Origin of the sequence: Flavobacterium sp. MDT1-60, assembly GCF_014844035.1 — a bacterium.
In the GTDB taxonomy this organism is placed as follows: domain Bacteria; phylum Bacteroidota; class Bacteroidia; order Flavobacteriales; family Flavobacteriaceae; genus Flavobacterium.
Genome location: NZ_CP062159.1, coordinates 3,392,267 through 3,409,194, shown reverse-complemented (window position 1 = coordinate 3,409,194; position 16,928 = coordinate 3,392,267). Strand labels below are relative to the sequence as shown.

The following is a 16,928-nucleotide window of genomic DNA, read 5'->3' as shown; positions in this document are numbered from 1 at the left end:
TTATAAGTCGATTTTGTCCAGAATTGCTTCAAAATCATACTTGTTTTTCCATTTTTGTTGAATAGTTTGCTGTTGAATATCTAAAATTCTTGCTTTAAATTCAGATAAAATCCCGTTAGAAATTATAAAATTTACAGCTTGCTCGAAAGAATTAAACATGCTTTTGTAAAACAATTCCTGCTTTATTAAGTTTCCTGAAGAAAACGTTTGCGCTATTTCGATATTATACAACATCAAATCAGCAATGATAAAAGGATCAACACCTAACAGAATAAAATGCTTGATCATTTTCTGTGCTACAGACCGACGCATTTTGGCTTTTGGACGCCATTTTGCGTTTGGCTTTTTGACAGGAAAATATTCATGAGAAATTTTTGTTTTACTTTCCTGTAAGAGTTTGTCTTCTTTGGGATTGAAAACAAAATCATAAAAGGTTTTTACCGGAATAAATTTCTCGTATAATTCGATAATTTGCTCTTCGAGTTGTTCCTTATTTAATTCGGCTAAATATTTTTTTAAATCGCGCTTACTCATTATCAAAGTTTAAGATACAAAAATAAATTAGTTTCCGGATTCATATCGCAAAAACCAATCCTAATACTTAATTTTGCTCGTATAAATTCAAAAAATAGATACATGCTCAAGATTTTCAAAGTTACTGCAATTTTAGAAGGAATCTCCTATTTAGTTTTATTCGCAAACATGCTTTTCATTAAAACCAATAACCCTGAACTCTATCATACTTTACTACGTCCGTTAGGAATGACACATGGAGTATTATTTATTGGGTATATTATTTTGGCCTTTTTACTTAGAAAATCTCAAAACTGGGATCTCAAAATCTTCGGAATTATTTTGATTGCATCTCTTATTCCGTTTGGAACTTTCTACATCGAGAAAAAATATTTAGAAAATAATGCATAAGCCTTTGGATAAAATATTTAACTTTTTATATCCGCTTTTTAGAGATTGGGGAATGAGTCGCAACTTTGCGTCTTATATCAGCCTGATCTTTAATATTGCCATTATGGTGGCTTTGGCTTACGCCATTTATTATGTCGCAAAATTTGTTTTAGTTACCTTGACCGCCATTTTTGCGCAAAAAACCAAAACAAAGTTTGACGATTACCTGATTCATAATAAAACAACAAAATATACGGCGTATTTAATTCCGTTTTTCTTTATCTATAAGGCTGTACCCATAATCCTGGATCGCTATGAATATTGGGAAACTCTTTTTGGGAAAATAGTGGGTATTTATATCGTTTTGATCAGTTTATGGATTATCAGAACGATTTTTAATGCCTTACGTGATTATTTAAAACAAAAGCCCGAATACAGCGACAAACCGATCGACAGCTTCGTTCAGGTTATTATGATTGTGCTTTGGATTTTTGGCGTTGCCATGATTATTTCGACATTATTCGGAATCAAAAAAGGGGAATTACTTACTATTTTAGGAACACTTTCTGCTATTATCATCTTGATTTTCAGAGATACTATTTTAGGATTTGTTTCCAGTGTTCAGGTTGCTATTAACGATATGGTTCGTATTGGCGACTGGATTACGATGGATAAATTTGGTGCCGATGGAGATGTAATTGAAATTAACTTAACGACCGTGAAAGTTCGAAATTTTGATAATACCATTACAACGATTCCAACCTATGCTTTAAGTTCAGACTCTTTTCAGAACTGGCGCGGTATGCAAAAATCTGACGGAAGACGTATTAAAAGACATGTATTAATCAAAAGCAGCAGTATTCGTTTTCTGACAAATGAAGATTTGAATCAGATGAAAAAAGTACAGCTTATTTCTTCTTATATCGTAACCAGACAAGCTGAAATTGAAAAATATAATGTTATGCACGGTATCGATAAAACCTTGTCTTTGAATGGTCGAAATATGACGAATTTAGGTTTGTTTCGAAAATACATCATGCAGTATCTGCTTGATCATCCCGGATTGAATAAAAACATGCATATCATGTGTCGCCAGCTGCAATCGAGTGAGCATGGAGTTCCTTTAGAAATTTATGCATTTTCAAGTGATAAACGCTGGGCAAATTACGAATATATTATGTCCGATATTTTTGATCATATAATGGCCTCTGTTGAATATTTTGATTTGGAAATATTCGAATTGCCTTCCAAAATAGGGAGATTGGAGTAAGTTTTTTTTGTTTCAGGTTTCAGGTTTAAAGTTTCAGGTTGTGTTACTTTGAACATAATTTAACCGCAAAGTTCGCAAAGGTTTACGCTATGAACGCAAAGTCGTCATTTGTGAACCTTGCGAACTTTGCGGTTAAATACATCATCTAAACTTGAAACCTGAAACAAAGAAAACCTGAAACTTATTTTTCAATCTTTTCAAAAACAAACGCTGATTTATTGTATTCTATCGGAATTTCATGAATAAAAAGCGGAAGATTGAAATAGGTTCCGATTACACCTTTTCCCAGAATCAGTTTATTATCTTTTTTTAATAAAGCTATCGGGATTCTTTTCCAGCTTCCTCCGTTAGCAATAAAATGAAAGTCACCTCGTAGGGTGTCGCCTCTCAGATCCCCTCTTACATCGCCGGAATCCTTACCGAATTTATGATATAGTATTTCATAACGCCCGTAAAATCTCTTGTCGTTTATTTTGATGTCTAAAATCGCGGTGTCCTTGCCATTAACTGCACGATAGATAATACGATTGTATTTATCCTTTTCTTCTTTTGAATTACAGGAAATTAAAAATGCAGACAAAAAAGTAACGATTACAAAATTTTTAAGCATTGGTAAATGTTTTTTTAAACTTAGTTAAAATGAACTTCTGTCACTTATATGGTAAAAAAATTATAAACGGTCTTTTACGAATTCGATTTGGGTTTTTCCGTGCGCTTTTGGTTTACCATCTTCATCTAAATTAACCATTGTTGTATGGTCAATTGTAATAATGATTTCACGCGTCATCATGTTTCTTACTGCGCATTTTAAAACCAGTGATGTATTTCCGAATTTAACGACATCAATTCCAATTTCTACGATATCACCCTGACGGGCAGAACTTTTAAAATTGATTTCTGACATGTATTTGGTTACTACTTTCGGGTTTTGAAGTTGCACAATGGAGTACAAAGCTAGTTCTTCATCAATCCACGCTAATAATTTTCCTCCGAATAAAGTTCCGTTTGGATTTAAATCTTCGGGCTTAACCCACTTTCTGGTATGAAATCGCATAATTTTAATTTATAAGAGTAAAAATAGATTTTTTTGTATTGGAATTTTTTCTAAATTTAAAGAAAAAACATGGCAGATAGAGACACTTTTTTAAGAGAATTCAGAGGCGAAACTTTAGGAACTGTAAGTGCTCAATCTTCGGCAGATGAGTTGTTTCAAAATCAGACGATTAGGCCTATTTTAAAACTGCAAAATGATTTGTTTATTGCGGTGTTTATCAACTACGTAAATAAAAACAAAGCCGATTTCTATTCGTATACCGTCGAAAAGAAACTCCAGGTGATAGAAAATTCCATTCAAAAAGATATTAAATTCAGAAACTCTTTAAAAGGAATTGTGATGGCACTTTTTACGATTGAAGAATATGAAACTTACATTCAAAATTCGTCAAGTCTAAATAAAAGAATGATGAATTTGTTGATTGACCGATTGAAAAGTCAGGTGCAATTGTTTGAATTGAAATCGAATTCAAATTAGTTTTATATTGTTTAAATAATATTGATGTCAAGTATGGAGAACAACTTTACCAAGGTAATGTCTAACAAAACAGACGAAGAATTAATTAAAATCGTTACAGTAAATCGTACCAAATATCAAGAATCGGCTATTGACGCTGCAGAAAAGGAAATTGATTTAAGGCAAATTGATGCTTCTAAATTTGAAAAAATAACAGCAAAAGTTGAACTCGAAAATCAGGTTATCAAAAAGATTGAAAACAATACAGTTGGAGCAAGAATTCGATTTGTAAATTTTATAATTGATTTTATTGTGATTTTTATTCTTTATTGCATTATTGTTCCAGTCTTGGAAACCTTTTTACCATTAGTAGGCAGAGCTCAATTATCTATTTATAGACTTGGTTCTCTAGTTTTTTTTGTAGCACTTTATTATATCCCGCTTGAGTATGGATTTCAAAAAACTTTGGGAAAGATTATAACTAAAACTAAGGTTGTAACTTTAGAAGGAAATAAACCAGAACTTATCGATATTATCAGTAGAACATTTTGCAGACTTATTCCTTTTGATAGATTTTCATTTTTCTATTCTCGAAATGGCTTTCATGATGCAATTTCAAGAACTAAAGTAGTAAAAGATAATGTTTGATAAATTCCGAAATAAATTCCCTCTCGACGATTCAAAATGGAATGAATATACAAGTTACTTCCAACGCCTTGAAGTTCCAGCAAAAACAAGTCTTCTGGAAGAAGGCGAAATCTCAAAAAAGCTTTTTATAATCGAAAAAGGCTGTATTCGGGTTTGGTTTAATAATAACGGAAAAGATTTAACTACTCAGTTTTTTTTCGAAAATCAAAGTGTGGCTTCTATTGAAAGTTTCATGAAAAAATTACCAAGTCCGGTTGTTATTGAAACCATTGAATCTTCTGTTTTGTGGTGTATTCAAAAAAAAGATCTGGATAAAATTTTAGAAGAAATCAAAGAAGTTCCAGAATTGCGAGATAGGTTTATTAATATGCTTTTTGAGCGTACATTTGATTATATAAAACATTTTGTTTCTTTTATAAAAGACTCCCCTACTCAACGTTATCTTAGTTTAATTAAAGAAAGGCCTCAAGTACTGCAGCGAGTGCAACAACATTACATTGCTTCTTATCTTGGAGTTAGTACAGTTCATTTAAGCCGAATTAAAAGTCAATTGCTTCATAAAAAATAATTGAATTTCACCAAATAAAGTATATGATTAATTATAAGCCAAGTTTAAATGAGCTTATATAACTTATATGGTGGAAAATTTCATTTGATAACAAATGTTATCGTCAGCTCATAAATCGCACTCTAACTTTGCCTCATAAAATTTAATAATTATGAAAGCAGCAGTAGTTTATAAAAAGGGCGAATCGCCAAAATATGCAGAATTTGCAGAACCAATTCCACAAAATGATAACGAAATTTTACTTTTGGTAAAAGCCGTTGCTATTACCAATTTAGATAAAGGAAAAGCCAGCGGTAAACATTATTCTTCAGAAAATCACAATGAAAACGGATTTGTTGTTGGTAGTGATGCCATAGGTTTGTTAGAAAATGGCACAAGAGTGTATGCCCGTGGCATTACCGGTACAATCGCAGAGAAAACAATTATAGATAAAAATATTCTTGTTCCATTGCCTGAAGGAATTAGCAATACGATAGCAGCCGCGATGCCAAATGCAGTTGCAGGATCTGCAATTGCGCTTAAATTTAGAGCAGGAATAAAACCAGGAGAAACTGTTTTGATAAACGGCGGTGCTGGTTTTACAGGTCAAATGGCCATTCAGATTGCAAAACATTATGGAGCAAAAAGAATAATTGTTACCGCAAGAAATGAAAAAACATTCCAAAAACTATTAGATTTAGGCGCTGATGAAATTATTTCATTAAAACAAGATGACGAAACGATTATCAAAAAGCTTAAGGAAATTCATTTAAATACACCAATAGATATCGTTTTAGATTATTTATGGGGACATACTGCGGAATTAATCCTTTCAGCTTTAAAGGGCAATGGTTCCTTTACCCATAAAGTACGTTATGTTAATATTGGAAGTATGGCTGGAGATGCTATTCAGTTGTCAGCAGGAATTTTAAGAAGCGTTGATATTCAATTATCAGGCTCTGGTTTAGGCAGTTGGTCAAAAGAAGAACTAAAATTGTTGTTATCGGAAATACTTCCGGAAATGTTTCTTCTGGCCGCTCAAAACAAAATAAAGGTAGATATTGAAGAAGTTAAACTAATTGATATTGAACAAATGTGGAATGCTGATGTTTCAGACGGTAAACGTTTAGTTATAACGATCTAACAAAAGAAAAAGGTTTGATAAGATACTAATCTCATCAAACCTTTTCAATTTAAATATCTTGTAAAATGTTACTCTTTAGATAACATTAATTCTTTGATGTATTTTACGGGAGCGCTTCCAAAACTTAGGAATTTTTCATGAAATTGTTTTAAATTAAAGGTATCACCTTCTTTTTTCTTAAGTTCTTCTCTTAAATTATAAATCTCGGTATATCCTGTAAAATAAGAGCATAATTGCACTTGTGATAACGTTACACGCTTCCACTTCCCTTCTGCTTCGGCTTGCTGCTGAAAAGCTTCTCTGGTAAGTAAAATCATGGCATCTTCTTTAGACATGCCTTTGGTGTGAACACTGTTATCTAAAATGGTATTACAAGTTGCTCTCAAATTCCATTTATAATACATTAACCACATTTCATCAGAGTTTTTATAACCGCTCTCTAACATCATTTTTTCAGCATAAACTGCCCAGCCTTCTACCATGGCGCCGTTCCCTAAAATAGATTTTATAATACTTGGCGACTGATTGCTGTAAACCAATTGTGTGTAATGCCCTGGAACTGCTTCGTGAATGTTTAAAATTTGAAGAATATAGTCGTTGTATTCGCGTAAATAACTTTCGGCATTTTCAGCCGTCCAGCCAGACATACTTCCTACGTTATAATAAGTATCTGCATTTTTATCATATGGTCCCGGAGCAGAAATGGAAGCACCTGCAACACCCGCCATATAAGCTGGTTCTTTACGCACTACTAAAGGTTTTGACGGATCGATATATAATAAATTTTTCGCTTTAACGTAGGTTATCAATTCTGGAATTTGTTTTTCGATTTCCGATTGAAATTTCTCCGGAGTAGTGTGCTGTAATGAAATTTTATCAATAACCTGTTTGATTAAATCCAGTTTATCAGTGGGTTTTGGCGCATTTCCTTTGTATTTTGACCAAAGTTTATCTGCAATTACAAACATTTTGTCATGCAAATCATTTTTGTGATCAACTGCAATTTTATAAATTTCGTCAGCTGTATAACTGGATTGAATGTCGAAGTTGAATTTCTTCGCATACAAATCGGCTCCTAATCTAAAAGAACGAGGCGTTTTATTTGGTAATTTTTGTAGCCAGTCAGCATAATCTTTAATGGCTTTTATTGAAACTTTTGCTTTGTCTTGCATTTCTTTTTTCTCAGCAGCACTCAATTTGCTTTGTGTTAAAGCAGCGTTTAAATCATCTTCAAAAACAGAAGAACCGCCAATGTTCTGTGCAATTGCAAGATCAGTATGTTCAATTGTTGGATTTTTTATATTCTTTTTTGCAGCTTCGTAATAAGCCGGAATGTTATTCATTTTGATATTAAAAGCACGTAAGCGAACTTCTGCAGCATCGTATTTTCCATTTAAAATTTCTGCGAAAGCACCACAGACATTATATTCTGCAGGATTCCATTCAGACGCTTTTAGTTCTTTAATACTGAAAATCGTCGCTTCTAACTGATTTTTTATCATTTGAAAATCGGTCTTATTATTATTAGACAAACTTTCAATATCATATTGTTTTAGTGAATCCAATTGGGCATTGGCAAAATCAAGTTGTGCTTTCGTTTCCTTCGCGTCCGGAATCACCAGAATACTATCTAATTTATGATAACCAACTCCCGAAGCCCACCCCGGATTAATTTTCCATAAATCGGTAACAAATCCGTCTTTGTACTTATCAAATTTTTGATCTAAAGCTTTGTCTGTAGTGGTTTTAGCGCTTTTATTACAGGAAAAAAGTAATAAAATGGCAAAAAATGAAATAAACAGTTTTTTCATAAGTTAAGTTTTTTTGTGCTTTAAAGATAGAAAAAATGTTTATTCTGCAAAGCAATTTACTCTTTGCAATTAATATTTCAATAAATCGAATAAAACCTCTTCAAAACGATTTTTTGGTAAGAATTGATCTTCTAATGCTTTTGTAAACGGAATTGGCGAATCTAAACTGGCTACTCTTTTTACCGGAGCATCCAGATATTCAAAACATTCTTCCATAATTAAAGCCGAAATATCGCTGGCAATCCCACCAAACAGGGTGTCTTCCTGATAAATAATTACTTTTCCGGTCTTTTTAACCGATGCAAAAATTGTTTCGGTATCTAAAGGTTGAAGTGTCCGCAAATCAATTAAATCAGCATCAATTTCAGGATTATTGGCTAATGTATCTAATGCCCAGTGAACTGGAGCGCCAAAAGCAATAATAGTTACATTATTTCCTTCTTTTAAAACAGCTGCTTTTCCTAACGGAATAGTATAATAATCAGTTGGAACATCCTGATAAACGCTTCGGTACAATTGCTTATGTTCAAAAAATAAAACTGGATTCGGATCATTAATTGAGGTATTTAATAAACCTTTTGCGTCATAAGGAAAGGCTGGGTAAACTACTTTTAAACCCGGAGTTTTGGTAAACCAGGCTTCGTTTGTTTGCGAGTGAAACGGGCCAGCTTGTGTACCGCCACCACAAGGCATACGAACCACAACATCAGCTTTTTCTCCCCAGCGGTAATGTGATTTTGCCAATAAATTCACAATCGGATTAAATCCTGTTGAAACAAAATCAGCAAATTGCATTTCTACTATCGCTTTGTAACCATTAATTGATAACCCCATTCCTGTTGAAACTACAGCGCTTTCACAAATTGGCGTATTGCGAACTCTGTCTTTTCCAAAAAACTCAACAAAACCATCTGTGATTTTAAAAGCACCACCATACTCTGCAATATCCTGACCCATAATAATCAGGTTTCTATGATTTTGCATCGATTGTTCAAGACTATTTCTGATCGCATCTATAAATCGAATATTTTTAGTTTCTTCAGAATGAGTAACTTCTTCATAAATAAATGGTTTATAAACATCATCTAATTCTCCACTGTAAGTTGGAATGATTTCTGGTTCAGCGTTAGCAATAGCTAAGTTTTCATCGATTTCCTGTTTGATTTCAGCATGTAATTGTTCATCAAATTCAGCTGTTAAGACTCCAGTTTCTGTTAAAAATTTTCGATAATTTGTCACAGGATCTTTTTCAGCCCATTCGTCCATCAATTCCTGCGGAACATATTTGGTACCACTCGCCTCTTCGTGCCCACGCATTCTAAAGGTTTTAAATTCTAATAAAACCGGATGTGGATCGTTTTGCATTTGTTCTTTTAATTCCGAAAGTTTGTTGTAAACTTCCAGAATATTATTTCCGTCAATAATATGACTCTCAATGCCGTAACCAATACCTTTGTCAGCGAGATTGGTACATAAATATTGTTCATTTGTAGGCGTTGAAAGCCCGTAACCATTATTTTCAATAATAAACATTACAGGCAATTTCCAAACGGCAGCAATATTCAATGCTTCGTGAAAATCTCCTTCGCTGGTAGCACCTTCGCCAGTAAATGCGGCTGTTATTTTTTTATTATTCTGAAGTTTATCGGCTAACGCAATTCCGTCTGCAATTCCTAATTGCGGACCCAAATGCGAAATCATCCCTATGATTTTATACTCCTGAGTTCCAAAGTGAAAACTGCGGTCTCTTCCTTTTGTAAAACCATTTGCTTTGCCCTGCCATTGCGAAAATAATCGATGTAATGGAATATCACGAGTGGTAAAAACTCCCAAATTCCGGTGCATTGGTAATATATATTCGGATTCATCTAAAACAGCTGTTACTCCTACTGCAATGGCTTCCTGCCCTATTCCGGAAAACCATTTTGATACTTTTCCCTGACGAATCAGGATGAGCATCTTTTCTTCGATCAAACGAGGTTTGAGGATTCTTTTATATAATTCTAGTAATTTGGCATCAGTAAGGTTTTGTCTGTAAAAGATCATAGGGTTGTTAGTTTTTTTTTAGCGTTTCAAATATAGAAAAATATAACAATTTTATTCGTTTTTGTTATATTTTTTTGATTTTATTATAACTTTTAAAATTCAATTCTAAAATATTCTCTACCTTTGTTATTGAAAGGTTTTTCGACACCTTTCATCTTAAACAAAAAATGTAAAGTATGCAAAACATTCCTAGTGTAGACTTACGTGATTTCCTTTCGGACGACCCGAAACGTAAACAAAAATTTGTAAATGAAATCGGCAGTGCATTTGAAAACATTGGCTTCGTAGCCCTAAAAGGTCATTTTTTAGACGACCAGTTAGTAAACGAGCTTTATAGCGAAATTAGAAAATTTTTCGCTTTGCCAGTAGAAACTAAGCATAATTATGAAATTCCCGGTATTGGCGGACAAAGAGGTTATGTATCTTTTGGAAAAGAGCATGCTAAAGGACGTAAAGAGGGAGATTTGAAAGAATTTTGGCATTTTGGTCAGTATGTTGACAAAGATTCAAAATACGCTTCAGAATATCCTGAAAATGTTGAAGTTAAAGAATTACCACGTTTTAATGTAGTTGGTAAAGAAGCGTATCAAATGCTTGAAAAAACAGGTGTTTATGTCTTAAGAGCTTTGGCTTTGCATTTAGGTTTAGACGAGTTTTATTTTGATCAGTATGCTAAAGAAGGAAACTCAATTTTAAGACCAATTCATTATCCACCAATTACTTCTGAGCCAGAAAACGCCATTCGTGCTGCGGCTCACGGTGATATCAACCTGATTACACTTTTAATGGGCGCTCAGGGAAAAGGGCTTCAGGTTCAAAATCATGATGGAGAATGGATTGACGCAATCGCAGCAGATGATGAATTAGTAATTAATGTTGGAGATATGTTGTCAAGACATACCAATAACAAACTAAAATCAACGATCCACCAGGTTGTAAATCCGCCAAGAGAATTATGGGGAACATCTCGTTTTTCTGTACCGTTTTTCATGCACCCTGTAAGCGATATGCGTTTAGATTGTTTAGAAAACTGTATTGATGCTGAAAATCCTAAGAAATTTGAAGACATCACAGCAGGAGATTATTTATACGAACGTTTAGTAGATTTAGGTTTAATTAAAAAATAAACTTATTAAATTTCAATATTAAAATTCCAAATTCCAATTCAACCTGGAGTTTGGAATTTGATTTTTATGAACTATATTTATTGAAGCTTATTTTTTAGAATAAAAAATTTATGGACTTACAAGATCAATTAAAAAATTTATTTCCGGATCACGTTGAATCAAATGAACCTGAGAAAATTCAGGAACAAGAGCACGTTCTGTATGTTCAGAAAGAGCCTATGATCTGCAAATTTGAAAAACGAAAAGGAAAAGCAACCACCATAATAGAAGGCTACGAAGGATCTGATGAAGATTTTAAAATTCTGGCCAAAGAAATTAAAACCAAACTAAGTGTTGGCGGGACTTTTAAAGATGACTCGATCATCATCCAGGGCGATTATCGTGACAAAATCATGGCTATTTTAAAAGAAAAAGGCTTTAAAACAAAAAGAGTTGGTGGCTAATATTAAATCCCAATTTTTAAAAATCCCAAATTCCAATTCAAAAAAAATGCAAAGCCCGCTAAGAATTATAATTCGAAGTTTTAATTAAAAAAACACAAAGTTTGCAAAGCTTTGGCTAAATTTAAGATTGGAATTTGGAATTTTAAAAAATTGGAATTTATTTTTTAAGCCTTAGAACCTTAGCTACTCAGAACCTTAGCACCTCAAAAAAATGATACAAGCATCAGAATTAATACTAAATCCAGACGGAAGTGTTTACCACTTAAACCTGCGTCCTGAACACATTGCACACGATATAATTTTTGTTGGAGATCAGAATAGAGTTGAAAAAATTACTCAGTTTTTTGATACCATTGAATTTTCTACACAAAAAAGAGAATTTAAGACCCAAACCGGAACTTATAAAGGAAAACGAATCTCTGTAATGTCAACCGGAATTGGGCCGGATAACATTGATATTGTTTTGAATGAATTAGATGCGTTGGTAAACATTGATTTAGAAACACGTCAGCCAAAAGAAAATTTGACTTCTTTGAATATCATCAGAATTGGAACTTCGGGTTCTTTGCATGCTGACATTCCTGTGGATAGTTTTGTAATGTCTAAATTCGGATTAGGATTAGATAATATGCTCCGCTCCTATTTAATTGACGATGTTTCGCAGGATGCATTAGAAGATGCTTTCATAATGCATACCAATTGGGATATCCGAAAAGGAAGACCTTATGCGATTCCGTGTTCTGAAACTTTAGAAAAAATTATAGAATCTGATAAAATTTTTAAAGGAATTACAGCAACTGCCGGTGGGTTTTATGGCCCACAAGGCCGTGTATTACGTTTGAATATTCAAGATTCAGCATTAAACAATAAAATGGATAATTTTGATTTTGACGATAATAGAATCACTAATTTAGAAATGGAGACAGCGGCTATTTATGGACTTTCGGCACTATTAGGACATAATGCACTATCTTTAAATGCTATTATTGCCAACCGTGCTTCAGGAACTTTTAGTGAAGATCCTTATAAAGCAGTTGATGAACTTATTGCTTATACATTGAATAAGCTGGCAGGGAAATAATTAGATAATTAAATAATTCATGGAAGATTCAATTTTTAAATTTGAGCAATTGTTGAATGAAAATTCAAATTATTTTTCAACAATTGATCCAATTATTTTAGAAGAAAGAAAACCAGGGAAATGGTCTAAAAAAGAAGTTTTAGGCCATTTAGTTGATTCTGCAATTCACAATTTAGTTCGCTTTACAGAAATCAATTATCTGGAAAAACCATATCGTCACAGACCTTATAATCAGATTGATTTAGTAAATTTAAATCAATATCAGTCTAAAGAAATTAATGAACTAAACCAATTATGGCTTTCGCTAAACAAACAAATCATCAGAATTATGAAATCTGTTGATGAGAAAGCTTTAGATTATAAAATTATTTTAAGCGATGAATCTGTTATTGATTTAAAATTTTTAATTACAGATTATGTAGAACACTTAGAGCATCATATTAATCAAATCAGATCATAGATTATGTTTTTAAGAGTGGCCCGACACACGAATGATTTAGAGAGAATTGAAAATTTTTATGTTGACATTCTCGGTTTCGAACGATTAGGCGGTTTTCAGAATCACAATAATTACGATGGTGTTTTTATTGGAAAATCAGGTTTGGACTGGCATTTTGAATTTACGCAATCTGACTCAAAAGCGAAACATACTTTTGATGAAGAAGATGTAATTGTACTTTATCCGAAGACAATTTCAGATTACAATGAATTGGAAAATAAGCTTGTACGTAACAATATTTCAATAATAGCTGCAATTAACCCATTTTGGAATGAAAATGGAAAAATGTTTCAGGATCCTGACGGATATCGAATAGTTATATCACCATTAAAAGCAGTAATTGACGAGATTGATTAGATAACTAATTAGTCAATTTGAAAATTAGATAATTAATAAGCATCACTCAAAATTATTATTGTGATGAGCTTAAAAAAAAGTATAAATTAAATAATGGCAGACACACATAAAAAAATCTTATTTAAATATTACAGTGATTTTTTAGGAGAAACAGTTTCAGAAACCATGTGGGCTGAAATTATTAATTTGGAGAAGGGATTTTTCAAATTAGATAATATTCCGTTTTTTGGAGCATCTATAGCAACAGCTGATCTTTTTTATGCTGAATATGATGAAAATGAAAAGAATTTCGTTTATCTGGAAACCATCGAACATTCAGGAAATTCAATAGTTCAGATTTTAATTTTAGAAAAAGATTTTGATAAAGAGGCAATTAGAGAAAAACTAAAAGCTATTAATTGTTTATCAGAAAACTTGAATGATACCTTTCTCGCTGTTGAAATAGTGAGAGATATCGACTATTCAATTGTAAAAAATATCCTCAAAGAATATGAGACACAGGAAATAATAGAATTTGCGGAGCCTTATATCTCTGAGAAACACAGAGCAGATTTATTAAAAAACTAAACAAATTTAAAATACGCACACCAAACAACTTAACTTAAACTTAAACTAATGAAAACTGTAAAAATTGTTGGTGTTCCTGAACACTTCAATTTACCATGGCATCTATGCATTGAAAATGGCGAATTTGAAGCAGAAAATATTGATTTACAATGGAAAAATATTCCTGAAGGTACCGGCAAAATGTGTCAGATGTTGCGTGATGGTGAAGCTGATATTGCCGTTATTTTGACAGAAGGAATTGTAAAAGATATTGTTGCCGGAAACCCAAGTAAAATCGTTCAGATTTACGTGCAATCTCCTTTAATTTGGGGAATTCACGTTGCTGCAGAATCAGATTTTCATTCTATAAAAGATCTTAAAGACAAAAAAGCAGCTATTTCCAGATTAGGTTCAGGCTCGCAACTGATGGCCTACGTAAACGCACATGAGCAAGGTTGGGCAACAGATAGTTTGCAATTTGAAATTATAAATACAATTGATGGTGCTGTTGAAGCTTTGACAAACGGAACTGCTGATTATTTTATGTGGGAACGTTTCATGACCAAACCACTTGTTGATCAGGGAATTTTTAGGCGTGTTGGCGACTGCCCTACTCCATGGCCATCCTTTGTAATTACAGTTCGTGATGAGTTTTTGAAAAAGAATCCAAAAGTTGTAGAGAAAATCCTCGAAATCATCAACAAAACAACTCATGATTTTACTGAAATTCCGGATATTGACAAAACTCTGGCAGATCTTTTCAATCAAAAAATAGAAGATATTCAGGAATGGCTAAAGCTAACACAGTGGTCTCAAAAACATTTAAATGAAAAAGCATTTGATAAAATTCAAAATCAATTATTTGATCTGGGAATTATTGATAAAAAAAGTACTTTTGTTGAAACGGTAAAAGCGCTGTAAAAACTGCTTTTAATTCTTATGATGAAATTCCCTAAAATCGACTTTCCGCAATTAAAATCCAAATTACAGGTGAAATCACCTTGGGATAGGATTATTATTATGCTCTTAAGTCTTTTAATTACAATTCCGGTATTCATCATTCTGCATCAAAATTTAATCGATCTGAAATGGCCTTTCAATTTAGATCGTGTTTTTATTTTTATATTGGTTTTTGCGGCTATTTTCTTTTTTTTGATGTTGCTTCGAACGATTATTATTCTTTGTGTTGCCTTGTATTTATTAGTTTTATTTTATGGAAGTGTTATCGGGAATTATGGTTTCAATGAAATTTCTGAAGATTATAATTCGATGATTTACACCATGTCTGATAATCCTTTTCCACAAGATATTATCGCAGCAAAACTTCTACCGTTCCCAAACAAATCAAAAATTATCAATGCAATAGAATATCAAAACCCGAAGGTTCGTAATTTTGCTATAATGGCTACAACAAAGCATTTTAAAGGGATTAAAGGATATTCAGATTACAGAACTATAATTCAGTGTTTTGCTGTCTTTAAAGAGATCAATAGCCGTTGGAATTATGTAAATGACCCTAAGGAAGGAGATTATATTGCAACTGCCAGTGAATCATTAGAATATTTTTCAGGAGATTGTGATGATCATTCTATTTTAATGGCTGCGGCTATTCGTTCTATTGGTGGTACTCCAAGACTTATTCATACAAAAGGACATATTTACCCTGAAATTTTGATTGGTTCCTTAATTGATCTTGAAAAAGTCAATTATCTTATAAAAAATGTACTTTTTGTAAAGGAAAGTTACGGAAAAAGAATTCATTATCATATTGATGACCGCGGTCAGGTTTGGATGAATCTCGATTATACGGCGACTTATCCCGGTGGGCCATTTTTATATGAAGAGATTCTTGGAGCTCTTACACTGAACTAGATTTGAGTCTGTAAAAGGAAATCAAAAAGAATTATTTTTAATCCTAAGAGACTAATTATTAGATATTTTCCTAGAAAAATATAAAACGAATATATTTTTTTTGTAACTTTTCATGTTTAATTTTTAATCTCAAAACCATGAAAAAGTCTAAATTATTTATCCTCGGAATTGCATTGTTGACATTATTTATGATTTCATGTCATAACAAGAGAAACAAATTGGTAAATTCCTGGAAGATTACTGCCGTAGAACCTAAAATGCCACTGTCAGATTCTGCTAAAACTGCAATTTTAACAAATGGAATGCTGACGTTTACTGAAGATGGTCATGTAACAGGATATTTACAAAGAGAAATAACCGATGGAACTTATGCCTTAACAAAAAAAGGAAAAAGCCTGGTAATTAAGGATGAAACAGGAACTCCATACCCTTGTGAAAGTACTATTACAGACGATCAGTTAATATTGGACAGCAGAGAAATGAAATTAACACTTAAGAAAATATAAGCAGAAATTTCATTCTACAGCAATTTAAAATAAAAGAATAACATACCAAAAAAACATATTAGCTCCTAACTACCTTGGTCGTTAGGAGTTTTTTTGTGTTTAAGAGTCATACATTTTGTAAACTTAAAAAGCAAATAAAACCTATTTTATTGTAAATTTGAGTTGTATGAGTTTAAATGAAAAAGATGCTTCAAATCGTTGAAAAAAATAAAAATCACATAACCGATTTACAAAGAATATTTCAGGAAGTTCGCCAAAAGACATTTTATTGGCTGGATACTCAAAATTATAATCTTACAGATTTTGATCATGAAACACAAGGTGAATTTGTTCTGGTTGCTCTGTTTAATGATAAAGTTGTCGGATTTATTTCGTTATGGCTTCCGGGAAATTTTATTCATCATTTTTATATTGATGATGAATTTCAGCAGCATAAAATTGGAACAAAACTACTGGAAGAAGCTATTCAGATAATGAAAACTCCAATCACACTAAAATGTTTGGAAAAGAATACCAGAGCTATTGAATTTTATAAAAAAAGAGGTTTTATTGCTGGAGACAAAGGCATTTCAGATCATGGTGAGTATATTTCTTTTGTGCTTCATAAAACATAATTTC

General features: G+C 32.5%; 21 protein-coding genes. 16 read left to right on the top strand and 5 right to left on the bottom strand.

Annotated features, from left to right (window positions below):
* Nucleotides 1–534, bottom strand: a complete 534-nt coding sequence (locus tag IHE43_RS14235) for a DUF6155 family protein (RefSeq protein ID WP_192184502.1) — start codon at nucleotides 532–534, stop codon at nucleotides 1–3.
* A 102-nt stretch (nucleotides 535–636) separates the two neighbouring features.
* On the opposite strand from IHE43_RS14235, the gene IHE43_RS14230 reads away from it, so the two are divergent.
* The gene (locus IHE43_RS14230) at nucleotides 637–924 is read left to right on the top strand and encodes a DUF3817 domain-containing protein (RefSeq protein ID WP_192184501.1); all 288 of its coding nucleotides are present in this window, start codon (nucleotides 637–639) and stop codon (nucleotides 922–924) included.
* Nucleotides 917–2,173 (top strand): mechanosensitive ion channel family protein, encoded by a 1,257-nt coding sequence (locus IHE43_RS14225; protein WP_192184500.1) that lies wholly within the window; start codon nucleotides 917–919, stop codon nucleotides 2,171–2,173. The genes IHE43_RS14230 and IHE43_RS14225 overlap by 8 nt, the downstream gene beginning before the upstream one ends.
* Before the next feature lie 181 nt (nucleotides 2,174–2,354).
* On the opposite strand, the gene IHE43_RS14220 is transcribed toward IHE43_RS14225, so the two are convergent.
* Together IHE43_RS14220 and IHE43_RS14215 are read right to left on the bottom strand one after the other, a co-directional pair.
* Nucleotides 2,355–2,783 (bottom strand): hypothetical protein, encoded by a 429-nt coding sequence (locus tag IHE43_RS14220; protein ID WP_192184499.1) that lies wholly within the window; start codon nucleotides 2,781–2,783, stop codon nucleotides 2,355–2,357.
* Between the two features lie 60 nt (nucleotides 2,784–2,843).
* A complete protein-coding gene (locus tag IHE43_RS14215; protein WP_192184498.1) occupies nucleotides 2,844–3,227 on the bottom strand; it encodes an acyl-CoA thioesterase in 384 nt (127 codons plus the stop codon).
* A gap of 69 nt (nucleotides 3,228–3,296) precedes the next feature.
* Here IHE43_RS14215 and IHE43_RS14210 point away from each other — a divergent pair, with 69 nt between their 5' ends.
* The 4 genes from IHE43_RS14210 to IHE43_RS14195 all read left to right on the top strand — a co-directional run bounded on the left by IHE43_RS14210 (nucleotide 3,297) and on the right by IHE43_RS14195 (nucleotide 6,022).
* Nucleotides 3,297–3,704, top strand: a complete 408-nt coding sequence (locus IHE43_RS14210; RefSeq protein WP_192184497.1) for a glyoxalase — start codon at nucleotides 3,297–3,299, stop codon at nucleotides 3,702–3,704.
* Between the two features lie 57 nt (nucleotides 3,705–3,761).
* Nucleotides 3,762–4,331 carry an RDD family protein gene (locus IHE43_RS14205; protein ID WP_225585118.1) on the top strand — a complete coding sequence of 190 codons (570 nt, stop codon included), beginning with the start codon at nucleotides 3,762–3,764 and terminating at the stop codon, nucleotides 4,329–4,331.
* Nucleotides 4,324–4,899 carry a Crp/Fnr family transcriptional regulator gene (locus IHE43_RS14200; RefSeq protein WP_192184495.1) on the top strand — a complete coding sequence of 192 codons (576 nt, stop codon included), beginning with the start codon at nucleotides 4,324–4,326 and terminating at the stop codon, nucleotides 4,897–4,899. Before IHE43_RS14205 ends, IHE43_RS14200 begins: the two co-directional genes overlap by 8 nt.
* 151 nt (nucleotides 4,900–5,050) lie before the next feature.
* A complete protein-coding gene (locus tag IHE43_RS14195) occupies nucleotides 5,051–6,022 on the top strand; it encodes a zinc-binding alcohol dehydrogenase family protein (protein WP_192184494.1) in 972 nt (323 codons plus the stop codon).
* A 68-nt stretch (nucleotides 6,023–6,090) separates the two neighbouring features.
* Here IHE43_RS14195 and IHE43_RS14190 read toward each other — a convergent pair whose 3' ends face one another.
* Entirely contained in the window at nucleotides 6,091–7,833 is a 1,743-nt protein-coding gene (locus tag IHE43_RS14190) for a DUF885 domain-containing protein (protein ID WP_192184493.1), read from the bottom strand.
* Nucleotides 7,834–7,902: 69 nt separating this feature from the next.
* Nucleotides 7,903–9,879 (bottom strand): thiamine pyrophosphate-dependent enzyme, encoded by a 1,977-nt coding sequence (locus IHE43_RS14185; RefSeq protein WP_192184492.1) that lies wholly within the window; start codon nucleotides 9,877–9,879, stop codon nucleotides 7,903–7,905.
* Between the two features lie 176 nt (nucleotides 9,880–10,055).
* On the opposite strand from IHE43_RS14185, the gene IHE43_RS14180 reads away from it, so the two are divergent.
* The 10 genes from IHE43_RS14180 to IHE43_RS14135 all read left to right on the top strand — a co-directional run bounded on the left by IHE43_RS14180 (nucleotide 10,056) and on the right by IHE43_RS14135 (nucleotide 16,924).
* Nucleotides 10,056–11,006, top strand: a complete 951-nt coding sequence (locus IHE43_RS14180) for an isopenicillin N synthase family oxygenase (RefSeq protein WP_192184491.1) — start codon at nucleotides 10,056–10,058, stop codon at nucleotides 11,004–11,006.
* Nucleotides 11,007–11,116: 110 nt separating this feature from the next.
* Nucleotides 11,117–11,449 carry a translation initiation factor gene (locus IHE43_RS14175; RefSeq protein WP_192184490.1) on the top strand — a complete coding sequence of 111 codons (333 nt, stop codon included), beginning with the start codon at nucleotides 11,117–11,119 and terminating at the stop codon, nucleotides 11,447–11,449.
* 211 nt (nucleotides 11,450–11,660) lie between these two features.
* Nucleotides 11,661–12,530 carry a nucleoside phosphorylase gene (locus tag IHE43_RS14170; protein WP_192184489.1) on the top strand — a complete coding sequence of 290 codons (870 nt, stop codon included), beginning with the start codon at nucleotides 11,661–11,663 and terminating at the stop codon, nucleotides 12,528–12,530.
* Between the two features lie 19 nt (nucleotides 12,531–12,549).
* On the top strand, nucleotides 12,550–12,990 hold the full coding sequence (locus tag IHE43_RS14165; RefSeq protein WP_192184488.1) for a DinB family protein: 441 nt from the start codon (nucleotides 12,550–12,552) through the stop codon (nucleotides 12,988–12,990).
* A 3-nt stretch (nucleotides 12,991–12,993) separates the two neighbouring features.
* Entirely contained in the window at nucleotides 12,994–13,386 is a 393-nt protein-coding gene (locus tag IHE43_RS14160) for a VOC family protein (RefSeq protein WP_192184487.1), read from the top strand.
* Nucleotides 13,387–13,479: 93 nt separating this feature from the next.
* Nucleotides 13,480–13,953, top strand: coding sequence for a DUF4265 domain-containing protein (locus IHE43_RS14155; RefSeq protein WP_192184486.1), 474 nt, complete (start codon nucleotides 13,480–13,482; stop codon nucleotides 13,951–13,953).
* A gap of 48 nt (nucleotides 13,954–14,001) precedes the next feature.
* A complete protein-coding gene (locus IHE43_RS14150; RefSeq protein ID WP_192184485.1) occupies nucleotides 14,002–14,853 on the top strand; it encodes a substrate-binding domain-containing protein in 852 nt (283 codons plus the stop codon).
* A gap of 18 nt (nucleotides 14,854–14,871) precedes the next feature.
* Nucleotides 14,872–15,804, top strand: coding sequence for a transglutaminase (locus tag IHE43_RS14145; RefSeq protein ID WP_192184484.1), 933 nt, complete (start codon nucleotides 14,872–14,874; stop codon nucleotides 15,802–15,804).
* A 137-nt stretch (nucleotides 15,805–15,941) separates the two neighbouring features.
* On the top strand, nucleotides 15,942–16,310 hold the full coding sequence (locus tag IHE43_RS14140) for a hypothetical protein (RefSeq protein WP_192184483.1): 369 nt from the start codon (nucleotides 15,942–15,944) through the stop codon (nucleotides 16,308–16,310).
* A gap of 185 nt (nucleotides 16,311–16,495) precedes the next feature.
* Nucleotides 16,496–16,924, top strand: a complete 429-nt coding sequence (locus IHE43_RS14135) for a GNAT family N-acetyltransferase (RefSeq protein ID WP_192184482.1) — start codon at nucleotides 16,496–16,498, stop codon at nucleotides 16,922–16,924.
* Nucleotides 16,925–16,928 lie beyond the last annotated feature (4 nt).

Excerpts from the sequence above, each read along its gene's own strand:
- IHE43_RS14235 (WP_192184502.1), bottom strand. The coding sequence starts at position 534 with ATGAGTAAGCGCGATTTAAAAAAATATTTAGCCGAATTAAATAAGGAA.
- IHE43_RS14230 (WP_192184501.1), top strand. The coding sequence starts at position 637 with ATGCTCAAGATTTTCAAAGTTACTGCAATTTTAGAAGGAATCTCCTAT.
- IHE43_RS14225 (WP_192184500.1), top strand. The coding sequence starts at position 917 with ATGCATAAGCCTTTGGATAAAATATTTAACTTTTTATATCCGCTTTTT.
- IHE43_RS14220 (WP_192184499.1), bottom strand. The coding sequence starts at position 2,783 with ATGCTTAAAAATTTTGTAATCGTTACTTTTTTGTCTGCATTTTTAATT.
- IHE43_RS14215 (WP_192184498.1), bottom strand. The coding sequence starts at position 3,227 with ATGCGATTTCATACCAGAAAGTGGGTTAAGCCCGAAGATTTAAATCCA.
- IHE43_RS14210 (WP_192184497.1), top strand. The coding sequence starts at position 3,297 with ATGGCAGATAGAGACACTTTTTTAAGAGAATTCAGAGGCGAAACTTTA.
- IHE43_RS14205 (WP_225585118.1), top strand. The coding sequence starts at position 3,762 with ATGTCTAACAAAACAGACGAAGAATTAATTAAAATCGTTACAGTAAAT.
- IHE43_RS14200 (WP_192184495.1), top strand. The coding sequence starts at position 4,324 with ATGTTTGATAAATTCCGAAATAAATTCCCTCTCGACGATTCAAAATGG.
- IHE43_RS14195 (WP_192184494.1), top strand. The coding sequence starts at position 5,051 with ATGAAAGCAGCAGTAGTTTATAAAAAGGGCGAATCGCCAAAATATGCA.
- IHE43_RS14190 (WP_192184493.1), bottom strand. The coding sequence starts at position 7,833 with ATGAAAAAACTGTTTATTTCATTTTTTGCCATTTTATTACTTTTTTCC.
- IHE43_RS14185 (WP_192184492.1), bottom strand. The coding sequence starts at position 9,879 with ATGATCTTTTACAGACAAAACCTTACTGATGCCAAATTACTAGAATTA.
- IHE43_RS14180 (WP_192184491.1), top strand. The coding sequence starts at position 10,056 with ATGCAAAACATTCCTAGTGTAGACTTACGTGATTTCCTTTCGGACGAC.
- IHE43_RS14175 (WP_192184490.1), top strand. The coding sequence starts at position 11,117 with ATGGACTTACAAGATCAATTAAAAAATTTATTTCCGGATCACGTTGAA.
- IHE43_RS14170 (WP_192184489.1), top strand. The coding sequence starts at position 11,661 with ATGATACAAGCATCAGAATTAATACTAAATCCAGACGGAAGTGTTTAC.
- IHE43_RS14165 (WP_192184488.1), top strand. The coding sequence starts at position 12,550 with ATGGAAGATTCAATTTTTAAATTTGAGCAATTGTTGAATGAAAATTCA.
- IHE43_RS14160 (WP_192184487.1), top strand. The coding sequence starts at position 12,994 with ATGTTTTTAAGAGTGGCCCGACACACGAATGATTTAGAGAGAATTGAA.
- IHE43_RS14155 (WP_192184486.1), top strand. The coding sequence starts at position 13,480 with ATGGCAGACACACATAAAAAAATCTTATTTAAATATTACAGTGATTTT.
- IHE43_RS14150 (WP_192184485.1), top strand. The coding sequence starts at position 14,002 with ATGAAAACTGTAAAAATTGTTGGTGTTCCTGAACACTTCAATTTACCA.
- IHE43_RS14145 (WP_192184484.1), top strand. The coding sequence starts at position 14,872 with ATGATGAAATTCCCTAAAATCGACTTTCCGCAATTAAAATCCAAATTA.
- IHE43_RS14140 (WP_192184483.1), top strand. The coding sequence starts at position 15,942 with ATGAAAAAGTCTAAATTATTTATCCTCGGAATTGCATTGTTGACATTA.
- IHE43_RS14135 (WP_192184482.1), top strand. The coding sequence starts at position 16,496 with ATGCTTCAAATCGTTGAAAAAAATAAAAATCACATAACCGATTTACAA.